General features: G+C 33.8%; 14 protein-coding genes and 1 tRNA gene. 7 read left to right on the top strand and 8 right to left on the bottom strand.

The window, feature by feature from the left end; all coding sequences use genetic code 11:
- Positions 1-277 precede the first annotated feature (277 nt).
- Entirely contained in the window at positions 278-466 is a 189-nt protein-coding gene (locus tag AC5LXV_RS08365) for a ribbon-helix-helix protein, CopG family (RefSeq protein ID WP_110433892.1), read from the top strand.
- Here AC5LXV_RS08365 and AC5LXV_RS08360 read toward each other — a convergent pair.
- From AC5LXV_RS08360 to AC5LXV_RS08340, 5 genes are all read right to left on the bottom strand, one after another.
- Positions 461-679 (bottom strand): hypothetical protein, encoded by a 219-nt coding sequence (locus tag AC5LXV_RS08360; protein WP_110433887.1) that lies wholly within the window; start codon positions 677-679, stop codon positions 461-463. The two genes, AC5LXV_RS08365 and AC5LXV_RS08360, sit on opposite strands and share 6 nt — an antisense overlap.
- Before the next feature lie 115 nt (positions 680-794).
- Positions 795-1,403 (bottom strand): hypothetical protein, encoded by a 609-nt coding sequence (locus tag AC5LXV_RS08355; RefSeq protein ID WP_493467954.1) that lies wholly within the window; start codon positions 1,401-1,403, stop codon positions 795-797.
- Positions 1,404-1,812: 409 nt separating this feature from the next.
- Positions 1,813-3,219: a replicative DNA helicase gene (locus AC5LXV_RS08350; protein WP_493467953.1), complete on the bottom strand. Its 1,407-nt coding sequence runs from the start codon at positions 3,217-3,219 to the stop codon at positions 1,813-1,815.
- Positions 3,216-3,992 carry a DNA replication protein gene (locus AC5LXV_RS08345; RefSeq protein WP_493467952.1) on the bottom strand — a complete coding sequence of 259 codons (777 nt, stop codon included), beginning with the start codon at positions 3,990-3,992 and terminating at the stop codon, positions 3,216-3,218. The genes AC5LXV_RS08350 and AC5LXV_RS08345 overlap by 4 nt, the downstream gene beginning before the upstream one ends.
- Before the next feature lie 223 nt (positions 3,993-4,215).
- Positions 4,216-4,419, bottom strand: a complete 204-nt coding sequence (locus AC5LXV_RS08340; protein ID WP_110433897.1) for a helix-turn-helix domain-containing protein — start codon at positions 4,417-4,419, stop codon at positions 4,216-4,218.
- A gap of 112 nt (positions 4,420-4,531) precedes the next feature.
- Between AC5LXV_RS08340 and AC5LXV_RS08335 the strand changes: the two genes are divergently transcribed.
- From AC5LXV_RS08335 to AC5LXV_RS08315, 5 genes are all read left to right on the top strand, one after another.
- Complete coding sequence (locus AC5LXV_RS08335; RefSeq protein ID WP_110433898.1) at positions 4,532-5,176, top strand: LexA family protein; 645 nt, start codon at positions 4,532-4,534, stop codon at positions 5,174-5,176.
- Positions 5,177-5,293: 117 nt separating this feature from the next.
- Complete coding sequence (locus AC5LXV_RS08330) at positions 5,294-6,055, top strand: HipA family kinase (RefSeq protein ID WP_493467951.1); 762 nt, start codon at positions 5,294-5,296, stop codon at positions 6,053-6,055.
- A complete protein-coding gene (locus AC5LXV_RS08325) occupies positions 6,048-6,923 on the top strand; it encodes a hypothetical protein (RefSeq protein WP_493467950.1) in 876 nt (291 codons plus the stop codon). The genes AC5LXV_RS08330 and AC5LXV_RS08325 overlap by 8 nt, the downstream gene beginning before the upstream one ends.
- Before the next feature lie 639 nt (positions 6,924-7,562).
- Positions 7,563-7,835: a hypothetical protein gene (locus tag AC5LXV_RS08320; protein WP_110433901.1), complete on the top strand. Its 273-nt coding sequence runs from the start codon at positions 7,563-7,565 to the stop codon at positions 7,833-7,835.
- Positions 7,836-9,075: 1,240 nt separating this feature from the next.
- Complete coding sequence (locus AC5LXV_RS08315) at positions 9,076-9,699, top strand: hypothetical protein (protein ID WP_493467949.1); 624 nt, start codon at positions 9,076-9,078, stop codon at positions 9,697-9,699.
- A gap of 291 nt (positions 9,700-9,990) precedes the next feature.
- Here the strand turns inward: AC5LXV_RS08315 and AC5LXV_RS08310 are convergent.
- From AC5LXV_RS08310 to dusA, 3 genes are all read right to left on the bottom strand, one after another.
- Positions 9,991-10,067 (bottom strand) — tRNA-Arg (locus tag AC5LXV_RS08310).
- A 573-nt stretch (positions 10,068-10,640) separates the two neighbouring features.
- Complete coding sequence (gene rep, locus AC5LXV_RS08305) at positions 10,641-12,656, bottom strand: DNA helicase Rep (RefSeq protein ID WP_493467948.1); 2,016 nt, start codon at positions 12,654-12,656, stop codon at positions 10,641-10,643.
- 96 nt (positions 12,657-12,752) lie between these two features.
- Positions 12,753-13,679, bottom strand: a complete 927-nt coding sequence (gene dusA / locus AC5LXV_RS08300) for a tRNA dihydrouridine(20/20a) synthase DusA (protein ID WP_493467977.1) — start codon at positions 13,677-13,679, stop codon at positions 12,753-12,755.
- A 126-nt stretch (positions 13,680-13,805) separates the two neighbouring features.
- On the opposite strand from dusA, the gene AC5LXV_RS08295 reads away from it, so the two are divergent.
- Positions 13,806-14,189 carry a DUF5362 family protein gene (locus AC5LXV_RS08295; protein WP_493467947.1) on the top strand — a complete coding sequence of 128 codons (384 nt, stop codon included), beginning with the start codon at positions 13,806-13,808 and terminating at the stop codon, positions 14,187-14,189.
- The last annotated feature ends 50 nt before the right edge of the window (positions 14,190-14,239 follow it).

Genomic DNA, 14,239 nt, shown 5'->3' with positions numbered 1-14,239 from the left:
TTTGAGTTGTTCTTGGATCTGCTTCTGACGTGAAATTGATTGATTTTCTAGTTCACGTTTTGATTGTTCGTAGCGGCAATAATCTAATTATTTCTCTCGATAGTTTGCTGTAATTGTTGCATCTGTGGAGATAATTCAGTCATTTTCTGTTTTGCAGTTTGTTCATCTTCAAAACATTGATAAGCTCGCCGGCATTCTATAGTAGTTTAAATTTTAGGTAACCTATAAAATAACCTTAAAAAAATGATTGTAGATTTAAAAAATCAAGGTGAATAACATGGCACTAACAAGAGTTCAAATTAATCAAAAAAGTGACGAAAAGCGAGGAGTTAAAACAAAAGGTTTTAAATTAAATATAAACGATATAGCAATGATTAAACAAACTGCTATAGATTTAAATATGTCGGAAGCAAAGCTAGTAGTAGAAGCTATTAAGTTCTATAAAGACAATAAAAAAGCCTCATAAGAGGCTTTCTTGGTAATTCAATATTGAACGTTGTTCTTGTAGAGTGATTTCATTTAGATGTTTTCTTGGGTTACCACACATCCAACAAGAACACGCTGCGGGTGTTACTACATGCCTTTTTAGAGCCTTTCTTGAAGTAGCTCCATAAAAGTCATTCTTTCTATTATCTAAACATCGTTTAATCTGATGTCGTCTATATGCTCTTGTTCTCATATTTTTCTAATTAGCTAACAAGTTAGATAATAAAAAAGCCCTTTTTCAGAGCTTTATATACAACTATTCCATTCTGTGTACTTTATACCACGCCACTCTTAAGAAATCAATTTTTTTATAAAAATTTATTTTTTAACATCTCTAATTCAATCCCGGAACTGCTTTTTATTGCGGCAAAATACCCTGTTAAAAAATCCTCACCACTTTTTTTCAGTTTATCAATTGCATTCCAATTGGTTTTAAATCTTTTGGCAATATCAACAATCGATAATGGTTTAACCATGTAGAGTTTCTCTTCTCTAATACCTCGGGCAATTTTTTTAGAATTTGGCAAATCATGAAAACCTTGCGCTTGTCTTTTCCATTCCTCTTTAACACAGCCATCCACAGCTATATAGTCAGTAACCTCTTGTTTTTCACCCCAATAATAGAGTATCAAGGTATTATATATATCTTTGGATTGAGGTATGTTCAAAGATAAGATAGCCAAAAGTGCATCGTTAATTAGCATTGCATCATTATCAGAACAGACTTCTTTAAGTTTTTTTGGCTGTGAATGGTAATATAATAGTGTATTTTGTTTTAAATAAAGGTTTTTTCTTGACCAATTGCCAAAACGCATACATACATCAGTAATATCATAATCAGCTTTAAATCTAACTTTTGCGATCGACTTAACCGCTGTTTTTGGTTTTTCATCTTCTTTATATTTATACTCTGTCACTATTTTCACCCTTAAAATTTTTCAATTTCCTGACACTACTCTGTTTTTAATTCGATATTTAGTTCGCTTTTTAATTACTAGGAACGTAAATGGTTAAATATCAGCGACGATTGCTATTGTTACTCTTACGTCAGCTGTTCAAAGTCCTTTTACTGCTGCGAATCAATCACCCCACCTTTATTAATCATTATAAAATCAATAAATTATGCCTCCCTGTCAGCTTAAATGATTTTTAATTTCACAAACTCAAATCGTTATTCCATTTGCTCGCTGTGACTTTTTTAAATATTGGGAAAACTGGAAATCAATTCCGATCATCCTCCCTGGTTACATTTGCTTCTCGCATAGTGGATGTCTTGGCAGAGATCACGCTATTTTGTTTAGCAGGCGATTCTGACCTGAGCGGTGATTAACTAGCTCTGGCATATTTACGCTCTTTTTTTACTGGCTCAGGATTTGATTGTGCGTATGCTTCAGCTTGATTTATCTCATAAATTCGAGCATGTTTAATTCCAGCATATACAGTAAAATTACCGATACCATGGCGATTCAACGCCACGATGATCTCCATTACGTTTTTATTTGCCAGATCGTTGTAAACCGAATCACGATAAATACCGAGCCAATAATCACAATCCTGTTCAATTTGTCCGGTATCTCGGCTATCGCTTGGTACAGGTCGTTTATCGGCTCGCGATTCAAGATTACGGTTTAGTTGTGTTAATAAAACAACTACACAATTTAATTCTTTAGCCAGCGCTTTAAGCCCTTTAGTTATCGCGGCATAAGCTAAATCATTACGTTGTTCATCACCTTTCTCTTTATCCATCAGCGTGAGGTAATCCACCATGATCATGCCAATCTGTCCTTTAGCTTTTGCTATTCTTCTTGATTCAGATCGAATGTGTGATAGCGTGATTGCCGGTGTATCATCAATATAAATATTATCCGTATCAGTTAACGCTTTAAGATGACCTATAACTCGTGCAAACTCTTTATTAGTAGCTAAACCATCGTCATAAAAAATATCGCTATTTACACCGGATTCCTGTGCCAAAATGTTTTCAAGCATTTGTTCGTCTTGCATTTCAAGTGAGAACATAAGTACCGGTAATTTTTCTATCATCGCACAATGACGAGCCATATTGATTTCAAATGTGGTTTTACCCATTTTAGGACGAGCACCAACGACCAATAGCGAACCTCTTAATAATCCTTTTGGCGCAAGTTTTTCGTCTAATGCTTTAATCCCAGTAGACAAGCCTCTGGCGTTATCCGAATTAACCAATCGTTTTTCCAGCGTCGCTTTCCATTTTTCACCAATACTTGTGAATGATTTAAGCCCTAGCGTTTTACCGGTTTTGTTATAGTCGTCAATTTGCGTAAATAACATTTGAATGGCTGATAACTTCTCGTTAGTTGATAAATTGGATTTTTCAAAAATCATTGCGCTGCAATCATTTAATTTTTTTAAAGTGTAACGTTCGACCGCTTTATCACGAACAATTCCAGCATAGGCGATAACATTTACCATTGACGGGGTGTTTTTCGCTAGCTCTGCCAAATAAGCGAAACCACCACATTCTTTCAAGGTGCCTTTGGCCTCCATACTGTCTGACACGGTAATTAGATCAACAGGATGATTCTTTCTGCTTAGTTCGATAATCTGATTAAAAATTATCTGATGATGCCTACTATAGAATGAATCTACTTTTAACTGGCGGATCGCCTTTTGGCAGCGTTCTGAATCGAAGTCCAACATCATCGTACCTAGTACTGCTTGCTCTGCGACTAAATCGTGAGGAGTAATATTCATAACGAGCCCTCGATAAATTTTAAATATGTCGTTGTTTTTACAATGTAATCAAAATCAGCACGCCATCCCCTATCATTTTCACCAAAATAAAAACGGTTGGCTTTTTCAGCGAAGTCATAAAAATAATTTGCTAAGTTCTGAAAAGTCGGAGCATCAAGTTCTTTGAGTAATTTTTTAACGGCGTTTTTTCTTGCTGTGGTCATTTTTACGACTTTAGGTAATTTATCTTCCACTGCGTCGTTATATGCATCAATAATTAGATCAAAATCAATAATATGGTTTTTTTTAGGATTACGCTTGTCATCGCAAGATGACCTGTTATTATTTGTAGTAATTTCTGTAGTAATCTCTTGATCTAACGAACTTGATTTTGTCGCCATCACGGCATCTACAATGTTGAGTTCGGGTTGCATACTTTTTATATCCCGTGACAACTCAATCATAGATTTGGCGAAATTACTTAAAACTTTATTCACTGTTTCATTATCAATTTTGTAATAAGTTTTATGGACCAAGCGCTTTTCAGTGACAATTAACACACCTCTATCACTCAGTTTTTTTATTGCCGTTCGCTGTTCGTTATGGCTTAGACCGGTTTCATCTTCTAATTCATCACGCGTTTTATATACGCCTAACTCAGAAGTTGCTTTATCCTGCCAATAAAATAATTGTGAGAATAGAATGGCAGAACTAACACCGCCTAAAGGTTTAGCTAACTTGGGATAATAGGCAATGGGTTTGCCCATGGTTAGAAGATACTCTGTTGCTTTCAATTTACACCTCTCATCGAATACTTAGCGTATTGAACACCGTTTTCGCCAATCAAACGGCTATTAAGTTAAATCCAGTTTTTTTAAGGTCGTAAAAACGAACGCTAAATCCACAGCAAATGTAGAAATTCAATACCTGATTGGATTAATAATTCTGCGCTGCAAATGAGTTAACAGCCGTTTGTACTGATTTTGTTTATTAGGTTTTTAACATATTTTTGCTTGCCTAATGCTCAGCAGTTCCGTAATACAACCACTCAACCGAGCAATTCAACGCTTTAGCTATCTCTACAATATTTCTTGGCTTTTCAATATGTCCAGCTTCTAAATCACTAATTGACTGTTGTTTCATTCCGACTAATTCAGCCAATGACGCTTGGCTAATATTAAGTTCGATGCGTTTATTTTTAACTCGTTCCCCTATTGTCATTTGGACCTCAATATATTTTACAGTTATAACTGTATTAAATAACAGTTTTTTCTGTTTGTCAATTACAGATTTATCTGTATTATTTTAATAATCATCAAAGAGGATTTTTAAAATGAACAATCTCGGTCAAAGAATTAGAGCCAGACGCGAAGAATTGGGATTAACTCAAGAACAAGTTGCGCAACAAGTAGGAATTAAACAACAATCCTATCAAGCTATAGAAAGTGGTAGTGTTAAAAAACCTCGCCATTTATACGAAATTTCAGTCGCTTTACAATGTGATATGGCGTGGCTATTAAGCGGTAAAGATAAAGATGTAAAAAATGTAGAAGTTATAGACTTTAAAACTTATCAAGTTCCATTAATAAGCTATGTACAGGCAGGATTATGGACAGAGTCATGTGAACTTAGAGATTCAACTGGATTTGAGTATATTATGACATCATTAGAATTATCAGATGAAGCATTTGCATTAAAAATTAAAGGCGATTCAATGGAACCTGAGTTCAAAGAAGGTGATGTGGTTATTATTGATCCTGCTATTAAACCAATGCCAGGTGAATTTGTTGTAGCGGTAAATGGTGAAGAGGACGCTACGTTTAAAAAATATCGGGAATTAGGACATGATGAACACGAAAGAATGCAATTCGAGCTTATTCCGCTTAATCCTGACTACACAACGATGAGTTCGTTAAAACAACAGATTAGAGTAATTGGTACTATGGTTGAGCATCGGATATTTAGAAGGAAAAGGTAATAAGTTTAAATTGTAAGTTAAACAATTTGATTATGATGTGAATTATGCATAAATAACTGCTATGGTGGCCATTAAAAAATAACAATTCAAATTCAGCTGCATAAGGAATAATATTTAATGACAGATAACATGGTTAAGATAGGAAGAATCATTAGTGATTCAGAGCCAATCGGAGAAGGAATAAACGGTTCTTTTAGATGTGTTGCTTGCTGTGATGATGAAGAATATCCTGTAATTGCTAAATATTTAAAACCTATTGAAATTATTAAAGAGTTAATATGTTCAATTTTAGGCAGATCACTAAATCTTCCTATTCCTGAACCAATCTTGTTATTAGATAGTAACGATGTTTTTTGCTTTGGTTCCATTGATATCGGTTACCCTAATCTTTATCATTTTTTGAATTTCAAAGATCCCTATTATCTAGAATTTCATTCAGTAATAAAAAACTGGGATGATATTGAAAGCGCTGCATTTTTTGATGAATTTATCATAAATGGTGATAGGCATTCTGGAAATTTATTATTTAATGGTAAAAATATAATGATGATTGATCACGGTCTATCAATTCCATCAGATAGGTTTAATCCAGAATTCTCGGGTAATTGGAATAATATATTATTCAAACATCTCCTTTGTAACTTTGTTGAACTAAACTGTAATCATCAATTAGACAAAAATGAATTATGTAACAGACTTAGCAATTGGTGCAAAGAGATTACAGATAATGCACTTATAGATAAAGTTGCGAATAAAATACCTGTTGCTGAATCAACAAAAAGTGAGTTATTATCGTTTCTCAAGAAACGAAGTAAATTTATTGCCAATATAATAAATAATAAAATCACTCCACCTCAGATGGATTTTGTAAATGATTGATAGTATAAAATTATTATCTACATTACCCAAAGTACCTAGCTATAAAGCTGCATGGGCTCCTATTTATTTTGAACCTATTATGGGTTCTGGTGAAAGACTGACTGTTGCTGTAGTTGCAATTGCCGAAAATGGTGAATTTAAAATAAATCAATCAATACGACAAGATGTTGTAAAGGCAATGTATGGCAATAAATCAGAACAATTTAATTCATTGATTGAGTTGATAATATCGAATCTTACGCTACATTTAAGTAAAATTAAAAATTTAGAGAATTGGTGTCCTCCAATGCAAGGCGTAACTTTAGGTAAAATAAAACAAACTTACTCTACAGATATAACTGGAGTTCTTAGACAAGCTGTAATGCTATCTGCTAGCATGTCATCATTAGACTTCTACTCAAATGATGAAGAAAACGAACAATATTCGTCAGAAAACACATGGTCAAAATTGGTAAAAGATGCAGTTCTAGTTAAACACGCACATTTTTCTCATTACTTTAATCAACAATTTAAAGTAACAAAAGAAGCCAGAGCTGCAAAAATCTTTTTCTTGAGCGACCGCTCAGCCATCAACACTGAAAGATTACGACCAAGTAATATTTCTACTGATTTAGATAAAAGTAAAGCTAGATTACTAGATCTATTTGCCGTAAAAGATCATGAAGATTTCTTTCAAAGACAAACTCATGAACTCATTGTTTACAGACCTTGTGATGATGAACCCATATACAGTAAACCGCAAATAAAAAGAATGAAAGACGCTTTTTTAACTCTTGAAGAGATAGGAGATAAACACTCAATTATCGTTACCTCTGTTCATACTGTTCAAGAAGCATTAAAAAGAATAGTGGGTGCCGAATTAAATTAAATAGAAAATGAAAAAATTTTCAAATAGCTCTTTGTAGAGTTTTTTTATCTTTGCAAAATACCAAAAACCCAATATCTAATCAAAAAAAACACCTCACCAAATAAAATACAGTTTAAATACAGTTTTAACTGTTTACTTTAAACAGTTTCATCTGTATAATTATTTCATCAAAACAAATCAACTCATCAAAAACAGGCATGGCTAGAAGTTACCAGTCAGGTGATATGATTTGTAGTAGAAATATATGAATATACTACAGTTTTGATAGCAAATCGGATGTACGAGGTAATCACTCTCGGCCTTTCGAGAAGCTTGTTAAATACAAATCGTTTAGGAAACAGATTGCTAATAAGTATTCAAATCAAAAACTAGTATAAAAGTGGGCTTTTGTTGAGTGGATTAATAACAACAGGTTAGACAACAGTTTCTACATCCATTTGTCGCAGTAATCGGGCTTTATTCGAGGTAATTATGACTAATAAGGATTTTGTCAAAGTAAAAACTAAAGATAGGTTTCGCAATGACTATCGACTAACTGATAGCGAAGTTAAGTTTGCCCTATTTTGTACCGCGATGATTTTATTGAGGGTCATATTGGGCCTATTTTATATGACTTTATCGATAGCAACGAGGTGATTTATGTCGTTACAAAGAGCGGTAGAAAATCATTACCAAAGAGCATATTGCAAAATGATGAATGATGCTGAAATGCAAGATGCTCGTGATAGTTGGATTGAAGATCGTGCAGAAGAGCTAATCAGAAATTTCGGTAATGACAATGATTGGCAAATTGTTGAACTACTAAAAATCAAGCTAGAAAGTAAAACTATTGATAATGATATCTATAACCAATTTATTGTTGATATCTGCTATTCACAGGCTAAGTATCAATTCGAGACTAATTACAAATGAGCACTGGCATTTATTACATCATATCTCATAAAAACTATCACTACGGTAAAAACCTCAGCAAATCACAACTAGGTTGTATAGAAGTATGTCCTGACTCTAGCTGTAAGTAAATTACCCTGTTAATACCAATAAAATAACAATGTAAATCTTCGGTTTGGATGTTGCTTGCTGATTATCAGAAGCCGATGAATTGCCAGAGGACTTTTCAGTTAGTCGATCAATAAATAGATTAATTAAAATGGCCAAAGAAAAATACACTGAAGTAGTCAATCACCTAGCATTACAAAACAAATTTATAGAAAATCATCACATTAGTGAAACTAATTAACTTAGTCAAGATTAACAATCAACGCTCATAATGTACCCTATACACATAAGTTCGGAGCGCTTGGCAAAAATTCCATAGTGATAATTAATCTGACATCAGCATTAGCAAAGCGAATATACAGAGGTTTTAGCTACTATAGTGCAATGCTTGCTATTAGATTTAGAATCCAATGTAACGCTAAACAAGTTTATTATCCTTTGGTAGTGATATATTTAAAGAAGGTAAATCAAACGTTCAATTGATTATTAGTTATCGAGAGATGATTAACTTAGCCAGGCAATTAATTCGATTAAATAGTATATCAGTTAGAATGATCAGCAAGTGGCAATTTTCATTATCAATATGGCTTAACTCAAGATGTAAAACTCCAACCAAAAGCCGATGAGTTATCCTTAACTATTTTTGGTTTATGCGGTTGGACGATTTAAAATAAAGGTCTCCTATTTAGAATGATAACATTGAATCACATTGAATCAATGCACAAGCAAACTAAGACTTGAGATAATAATCTACGCAAAACTCAGCGAAAAGAAATGACTAGAAAAAGTTAACAGAAAGCAATTTAAATATCAACTTGTAGCAGTAGAAATACAGCAATCGGTTATTTACAATAAGAAAGCCGAAACTGAAATTGGCCAGCATAATGCAATGATTTTAGATACTACTTTTGTGTAGTTGTAACATAAAAAGAGAGTAACTTAGAGCAATTAATCCAATTACGATAATAATGAAAAGAAATAAAAAAATTAGCAGTATTTTAAAAAAGCAAAGAAAACTTCTGTTTTGTGATTTTATAACACTAACAACATTAATAAAATTGATTATTAATAAATCTAGTGTCGTTATAGTGTTGTATGTTGTTAATAATATGTTTGTATAATATATAAAACAATTACTATTTTGGAGATTATTATGGATGTAGGTATAGCTCAATTCTGGGGTGGGATTGCTGTAGTGGCATTAACATCAATAGTTAATATTATCCTTACTTTGTATAAAGCTAGCAAGACTTCTGAGGATCTTAAAAAAGAATTAAAAACTAAAGTAGGTGTTGAAGTTTTATCTAAAAATAGGCAAGAATGGGTTAATATTTTAAGAGTTAAGACTTCAGATTTAGAATCAAATTGTTTTTTTCTTATAGATTTATTTATTGAAATGACATTAATAAATAAAGAATATAACCGTAATGAAGAATTACTGCTAATTTATAATAATATAATGTCTAATTTAGTTTTTTTAGAACTTTTATTAAGCCCAAAAATAACTGAAGAACAGAGTGATACAAATAATGTTGATACTGATTTAAGAGAAAAATCGAATAAATTGATGAATGATTTAGATTCATTATTTATAGAAATAAGAACTAGCACATTAAAAGATTTAATTCTTGGTTATGAAAAAGACTTATTTAATCAAATTGAAAATAACAAATTAGAACAATTAAGAGAGTCTTTAGAAGATAAAATATACAAAGTGCATACAACAACGAAAGAGTTAGTCGCAATAGAATGGCAACGAATAAGCAAAATTGAATAGTTTTTATCTATTAGAATTTATAAGTCAATCCCTTTAAACTCGTCTAATTCTTATTTTTGTTTATCTGATAGATTGATATCTATCTCGCCATATTCTAGTAAGTAGGTATCGAATGACATAAGGAAAGCAACGGCAGGATCTATCTTGTTGGTTGCTTTTTTTGTTGGATTTGATATTGGTAAAGTTTGAATTTAGCTAAATCTTATTGAATTTAGATTAACTGTAAATTAAGGATTAGGCTGGTATTCACTAAGTTTTTTGAACGTTTTTGAATTTTCTTGAGCTTGTTAATGGCGTCCCCTACAGGATTCGAACCTGTGACCTACGGCTTAGAAGGCCGTTGCTCTATCCAGCTGAGCTAAGGAGACAAAGATTGGATTTATTAAATAATCGTTGAGTATTATATAAAGCTATTTTGATCCGTCAATGCTTTTTAATGGTTTATTCATCTATATAGACAAAATATCGTCAATTTAACGAGATAATCAAGTTGAGATTAAAGTTCATAACCATAAATGCCATACTAATTAATAATGGGAAATTATTTATTTTTACCTCATCCCCCCCTATTGCTCCACTTTTTTGCAATTTGGATTAAATAACTTTTAGTAGCAATAAGACAAATTGAGATAAATCCGATTTTACGATTTATTACTTTTATAATCTTTTTTAGAATAAATTTGCTGCTTTTCATAACCGCAAACCCCTCATTCGTCAATTTTTTCTATTTATCTAAATTTAATTGGATTTAGATGGAGTAAGACAAATTAGAATGAATTCGATTTATCACTTTTCATAGTTTTTTTAAGATAAATTTAGTATTTTTTATAATATCAAAAACCGCGTTCCTCATCGCAACAACCTCGGTCCTCGATTGTTTTGAATTATGGCCTAGTCGGGTAAGTGAATCCCCGCTTGATAATATTTAATATGTCGATAAGTTATTTGGCGTTAGCGATTTGCGCTTTTAGCATAGCTAAGCGGCTTTGGCCTTGTTGCATTTTTTTCTCGGGTGATAATTCATTACGTTGATCTTGCCAAGCTAAATCATCTTGTGGCAGTTCGAGTAAAAAGCGGCTTGGTTCAACATAAACGGTTTCACCAAATTGTTTTCTTTGGCGGCTAAATGAAAAGGTTAACTCTTGTTGAGCCCGAGTGATACCGACATAAGCAAGTCGTCGCTCCTCTTCAATGTTATCTTCATCGATACTTGTTTGATGCGGCAATAACCCCTCCGACATGCCAACCAGATAAACATACGGAAATTCAAGGCCTTTTGAGGCATGCAAGGTCATTAATTGCACCTGATCGAGCTCCTCTTCTGTTTTATTACGTTCTAACATATCGCGTAAAGTAAATCTGGCTACAGCCTGCTCTAGCGTCAATGCTTCATCGATTTCGTCACCCTGTAACATTTCTTGTAACCAGGTCACTAATTGTTCAACGTTTCGCATTCGCATCTGTCCCGCGGTGGGTGATGTTGACGTTTCATAGATCCAACTTTCATAGTGCATGCCATGTAGTAGCTCATGTATAGTTTCCATTGGCTCAGTGTGTGATTTTTCAATAAGAGAATCGAACCAGTGAATAAAAGTATGCAATGTTTCTAAACGTTTACCGGAGAGTAATTCCGTTAATCCCATATCATGGCTTGCATGATATAGGCTCACTCCACGCTGATTTGCCCATTCCCCTAATTTTTGGATAGTTGCCGGCCCTATTTCGCGTTTTGGCGTATTGATAATGCGGATGAACGCGTTATCATCATCTGGATTGGTTAATAAACGGAGATAAGCCATTAGATCTTTAATTTCAATGCGGGCAAAGAAGGATGTTCCTCCAGAAATTCGATAAGGAATTCGATATTGCATAAGCATTTTTTCAATTAAGCGAGATTGGTGATTTCCTCGATATAAAATAGCATATTGACCATATTGGCTATTATTGGCAAAGCGATGACCGATCAGATCGTTAACCACCTTTTCAGCTTCGTGCTCTTCGTTATCGGCAGAGATCACTTTTAAATGTTCACCATAACCCAACTCTGAAAACAATTTTTTTTCAAAGATATGCGGGTTGTTTTCAATTAAAATATTGGCAACTTTTAGTATTCTTCCTGATGAACGATAATTTTGTTCTAACTTAATCACTTCTAGCTTCGGAAAGTCTTCTTTTAGTAAGATTAAATTTTTGGGACGGGCACCCCGCCAGGAGTAAATTGACTGATCATCATCACCAACCACCGTAAATTTAGCTCGGCTTCCTACCAATAATTTAATAAATTCATACTGACTGGTATTGGTATCTTGATATTCATCCACGAGTAGATAGCGAATACGGTTTTGCCATTTTTCTCTAACTTCTTCATTAGTTTTCAGTAATAAGGTGGGTAATAAAATCAGATCATCAAAATCTAAAATACTACAAGCTTTAAGTTGTTTTTCGTAAAGTTGATAGCAGTGGGCAAATAATTTTTCTTTATTGGTTTGTGCTCGAGCCATCGCTATGGTTGAATCGATAATATCATTCTTCCAATTTGAGATGGTAGCGCGTAATTGGTTAATAAGGTCTTTGTCACCTTCAAACCATTGTTGAGTGAGCTCCTTAAGCAGAGCAAATTGATCATGATCATCAAATAGTGAAAAATTAGATTTTATTCCCAGATGTTTATATTCGCGGCGAACAATATCTAAACCTAACGTATGAAAAGTGGAAATTTTCAGCCCTCTGGCCTCTTGTTTACTTAACGAATGGGCAATACGTTCTTTCATTTCTCGTGCGGCTTTATTAGTAAAAGTCACGGCAACAATATGACGAGGCAAATACTCCTTAACTCGAATGAGGTAAGCAATTTTATTAATGATTACCCGAGTTTTGCCCGAACCCGCACCAGCCAATACCAGGCAAGGCCCCGAGACATACTCCACTGCTTGTTGTTGGCTTGAATTTAAACGCACAGAAAATGAACCCTAAGTAAAATTGTTCGCTAGTATATACTGATTTATCCATCATGTTCAATCAGAGGTAGGAGCATAAAAATAAAAACTCGAACTCTATTGAATGAAAGTCAACGCTTGTTCAACAACTTCAATTCCTGCCCCTGACTTATGTGCATTTTCACTAAGGTAACGTCGCCACTGTTTTGCCCCTTTTCTACCATTAAAGATACCTAGGGTATGTCGCATAATATGATTAAGCTGTCCGCCTTGACTAAGTTGCGTTTCGATATAAGGATAAAGTGTTTGTATTGCCGCAATCGGATCAATAATTGGCGTATCATCGCCAAAGATTTGCTGATCAATCTGGGTTAAAAGCATCGGATTTTGGTAAGCTTCTCGCCCTACCATCACACCATCAACATAATTTAAATGCTGTTTGATCTCTTCAATGGTTTTAATGCCACCATTTATGGCAATAGTTAACTGCGGATAATCACGCTTTAGTTGATAAACTCGTTCATAATCAAGAGGAGGCACTTCTCGATTCTCTTTAGGGCTGAGTCCTGAAAGCCATGCTTTGCGAGCATGCACAATAAATGTTGCGGTATATGGCATGACTTTTTCAATAAATTCACATAAAAATGCATAACTATCTAGGTTATCAATACCAATGCGTGTTTTTACCGTCACAGGTATATTGACCTCTTGTTGCATAGCTGCAACACAATTTGCCACTAAATCAGCTTTAGCCATTAAACAAGCGCCAAACATACCATTTTGAACACGATCCGATGGACACCCCACATTAAGATTAATCTCAGCATATCCTCGCTGCTCAGCTAAATTTGCGCATTTAGCCAATGCGATGGGATCACTGCCACCTAATTGTAAACTCACTGGCTGTTCCTGACTATTAAAAGCAAGATAATCGCCTTTACCATACAAAATTGCGCCGGTAGTGACCATTTCGGTATAGAGTAAGGTTTGTTTGGTCAATATACGATGAAAATAACGACAATGTCTGTCAGTCCAATCGAGCATGGGAGCAATAGAAAAGCGGTTTAATGTGGATTTTGTATACAAATTCACCTCGACATACCTTGATAAAGTGATATTCTAGCTTTGATTTTTTTATAGTACAACTATCTTATAGTATAAGGAATGAGGATGTTTAACAATCAAACAACTATTATTTCAACTAAATCAAATGAACAATCAAATGAACTATTAAAAGATAAAATGAAATTTATCGCGATCATGCAACAGATCTTTGGGGTATTAAATATTATTGGTGGTTCATTTTTCTGCCTAGGTATCTTTACTGCAATTATAGGTATTCCATTAATCATTGCTGGAGTTAAGCTTTTTAAATCAGGAGGGGCATTTAGTTTAGCCGCAGGGCTTAATAGAGAAGAGGACTATATCAAAGCTATCGATAATTTACATGGGTATTGGAAGTTTACATTAATTAGTTACATAGTTTTAATACTATTTCTGCTGCTTTATATTTTATTTGTAGCTGTAATAATTTTTGGTGCAGTTCATCGTTAGCTATCTGCCTATTTTACTTAGATTGACATAAAGAAAAAAACTCGTTATTG

The organism is Gilliamella sp. LMG 34359 (genome assembly GCF_984569085.1).
The sequence above is the reverse complement of the archived record's forward strand: the minus strand, read 5'-3'. Positions and strand labels throughout refer to the sequence as shown.

Bases quoted from the DNA above. Each gene is read 5' to 3' on its own strand.
- AC5LXV_RS08365 (WP_110433892.1), top strand. From the start codon at position 278: ATGGCACTAACAAGAGTTCAAATTAATCAAAAAAGTGACGAAAAGCGA.
- AC5LXV_RS08360 (WP_110433887.1), bottom strand. From the start codon at position 679: ATGAGAACAAGAGCATATAGACGACATCAGATTAAACGATGTTTAGAT.
- AC5LXV_RS08350 (WP_493467953.1), bottom strand. From the start codon at position 3,219: ATGAATATTACTCCTCACGATTTAGTCGCAGAGCAAGCAGTACTAGGT.
- AC5LXV_RS08340 (WP_110433897.1), bottom strand. From the start codon at position 4,419: ATGACAATAGGGGAACGAGTTAAAAATAAACGCATCGAACTTAATATT.
- AC5LXV_RS08335 (WP_110433898.1), top strand. From the start codon at position 4,532: ATGAACAATCTCGGTCAAAGAATTAGAGCCAGACGCGAAGAATTGGGA.
- AC5LXV_RS08330 (WP_493467951.1), top strand. From the start codon at position 5,294: ATGACAGATAACATGGTTAAGATAGGAAGAATCATTAGTGATTCAGAG.
- AC5LXV_RS08325 (WP_493467950.1), top strand. From the start codon at position 6,048: ATGATTGATAGTATAAAATTATTATCTACATTACCCAAAGTACCTAGC.
- AC5LXV_RS08320 (WP_110433901.1), top strand. From the start codon at position 7,563: ATGTCGTTACAAAGAGCGGTAGAAAATCATTACCAAAGAGCATATTGC.
- AC5LXV_RS08315 (WP_493467949.1), top strand. From the start codon at position 9,076: ATGGATGTAGGTATAGCTCAATTCTGGGGTGGGATTGCTGTAGTGGCA.
- dusA (WP_493467977.1), bottom strand. From the start codon at position 13,679: ATGCTCGATTGGACTGACAGACATTGTCGTTATTTTCATCGTATATTG.
- AC5LXV_RS08295 (WP_493467947.1), top strand. From the start codon at position 13,806: ATGTTTAACAATCAAACAACTATTATTTCAACTAAATCAAATGAACAA.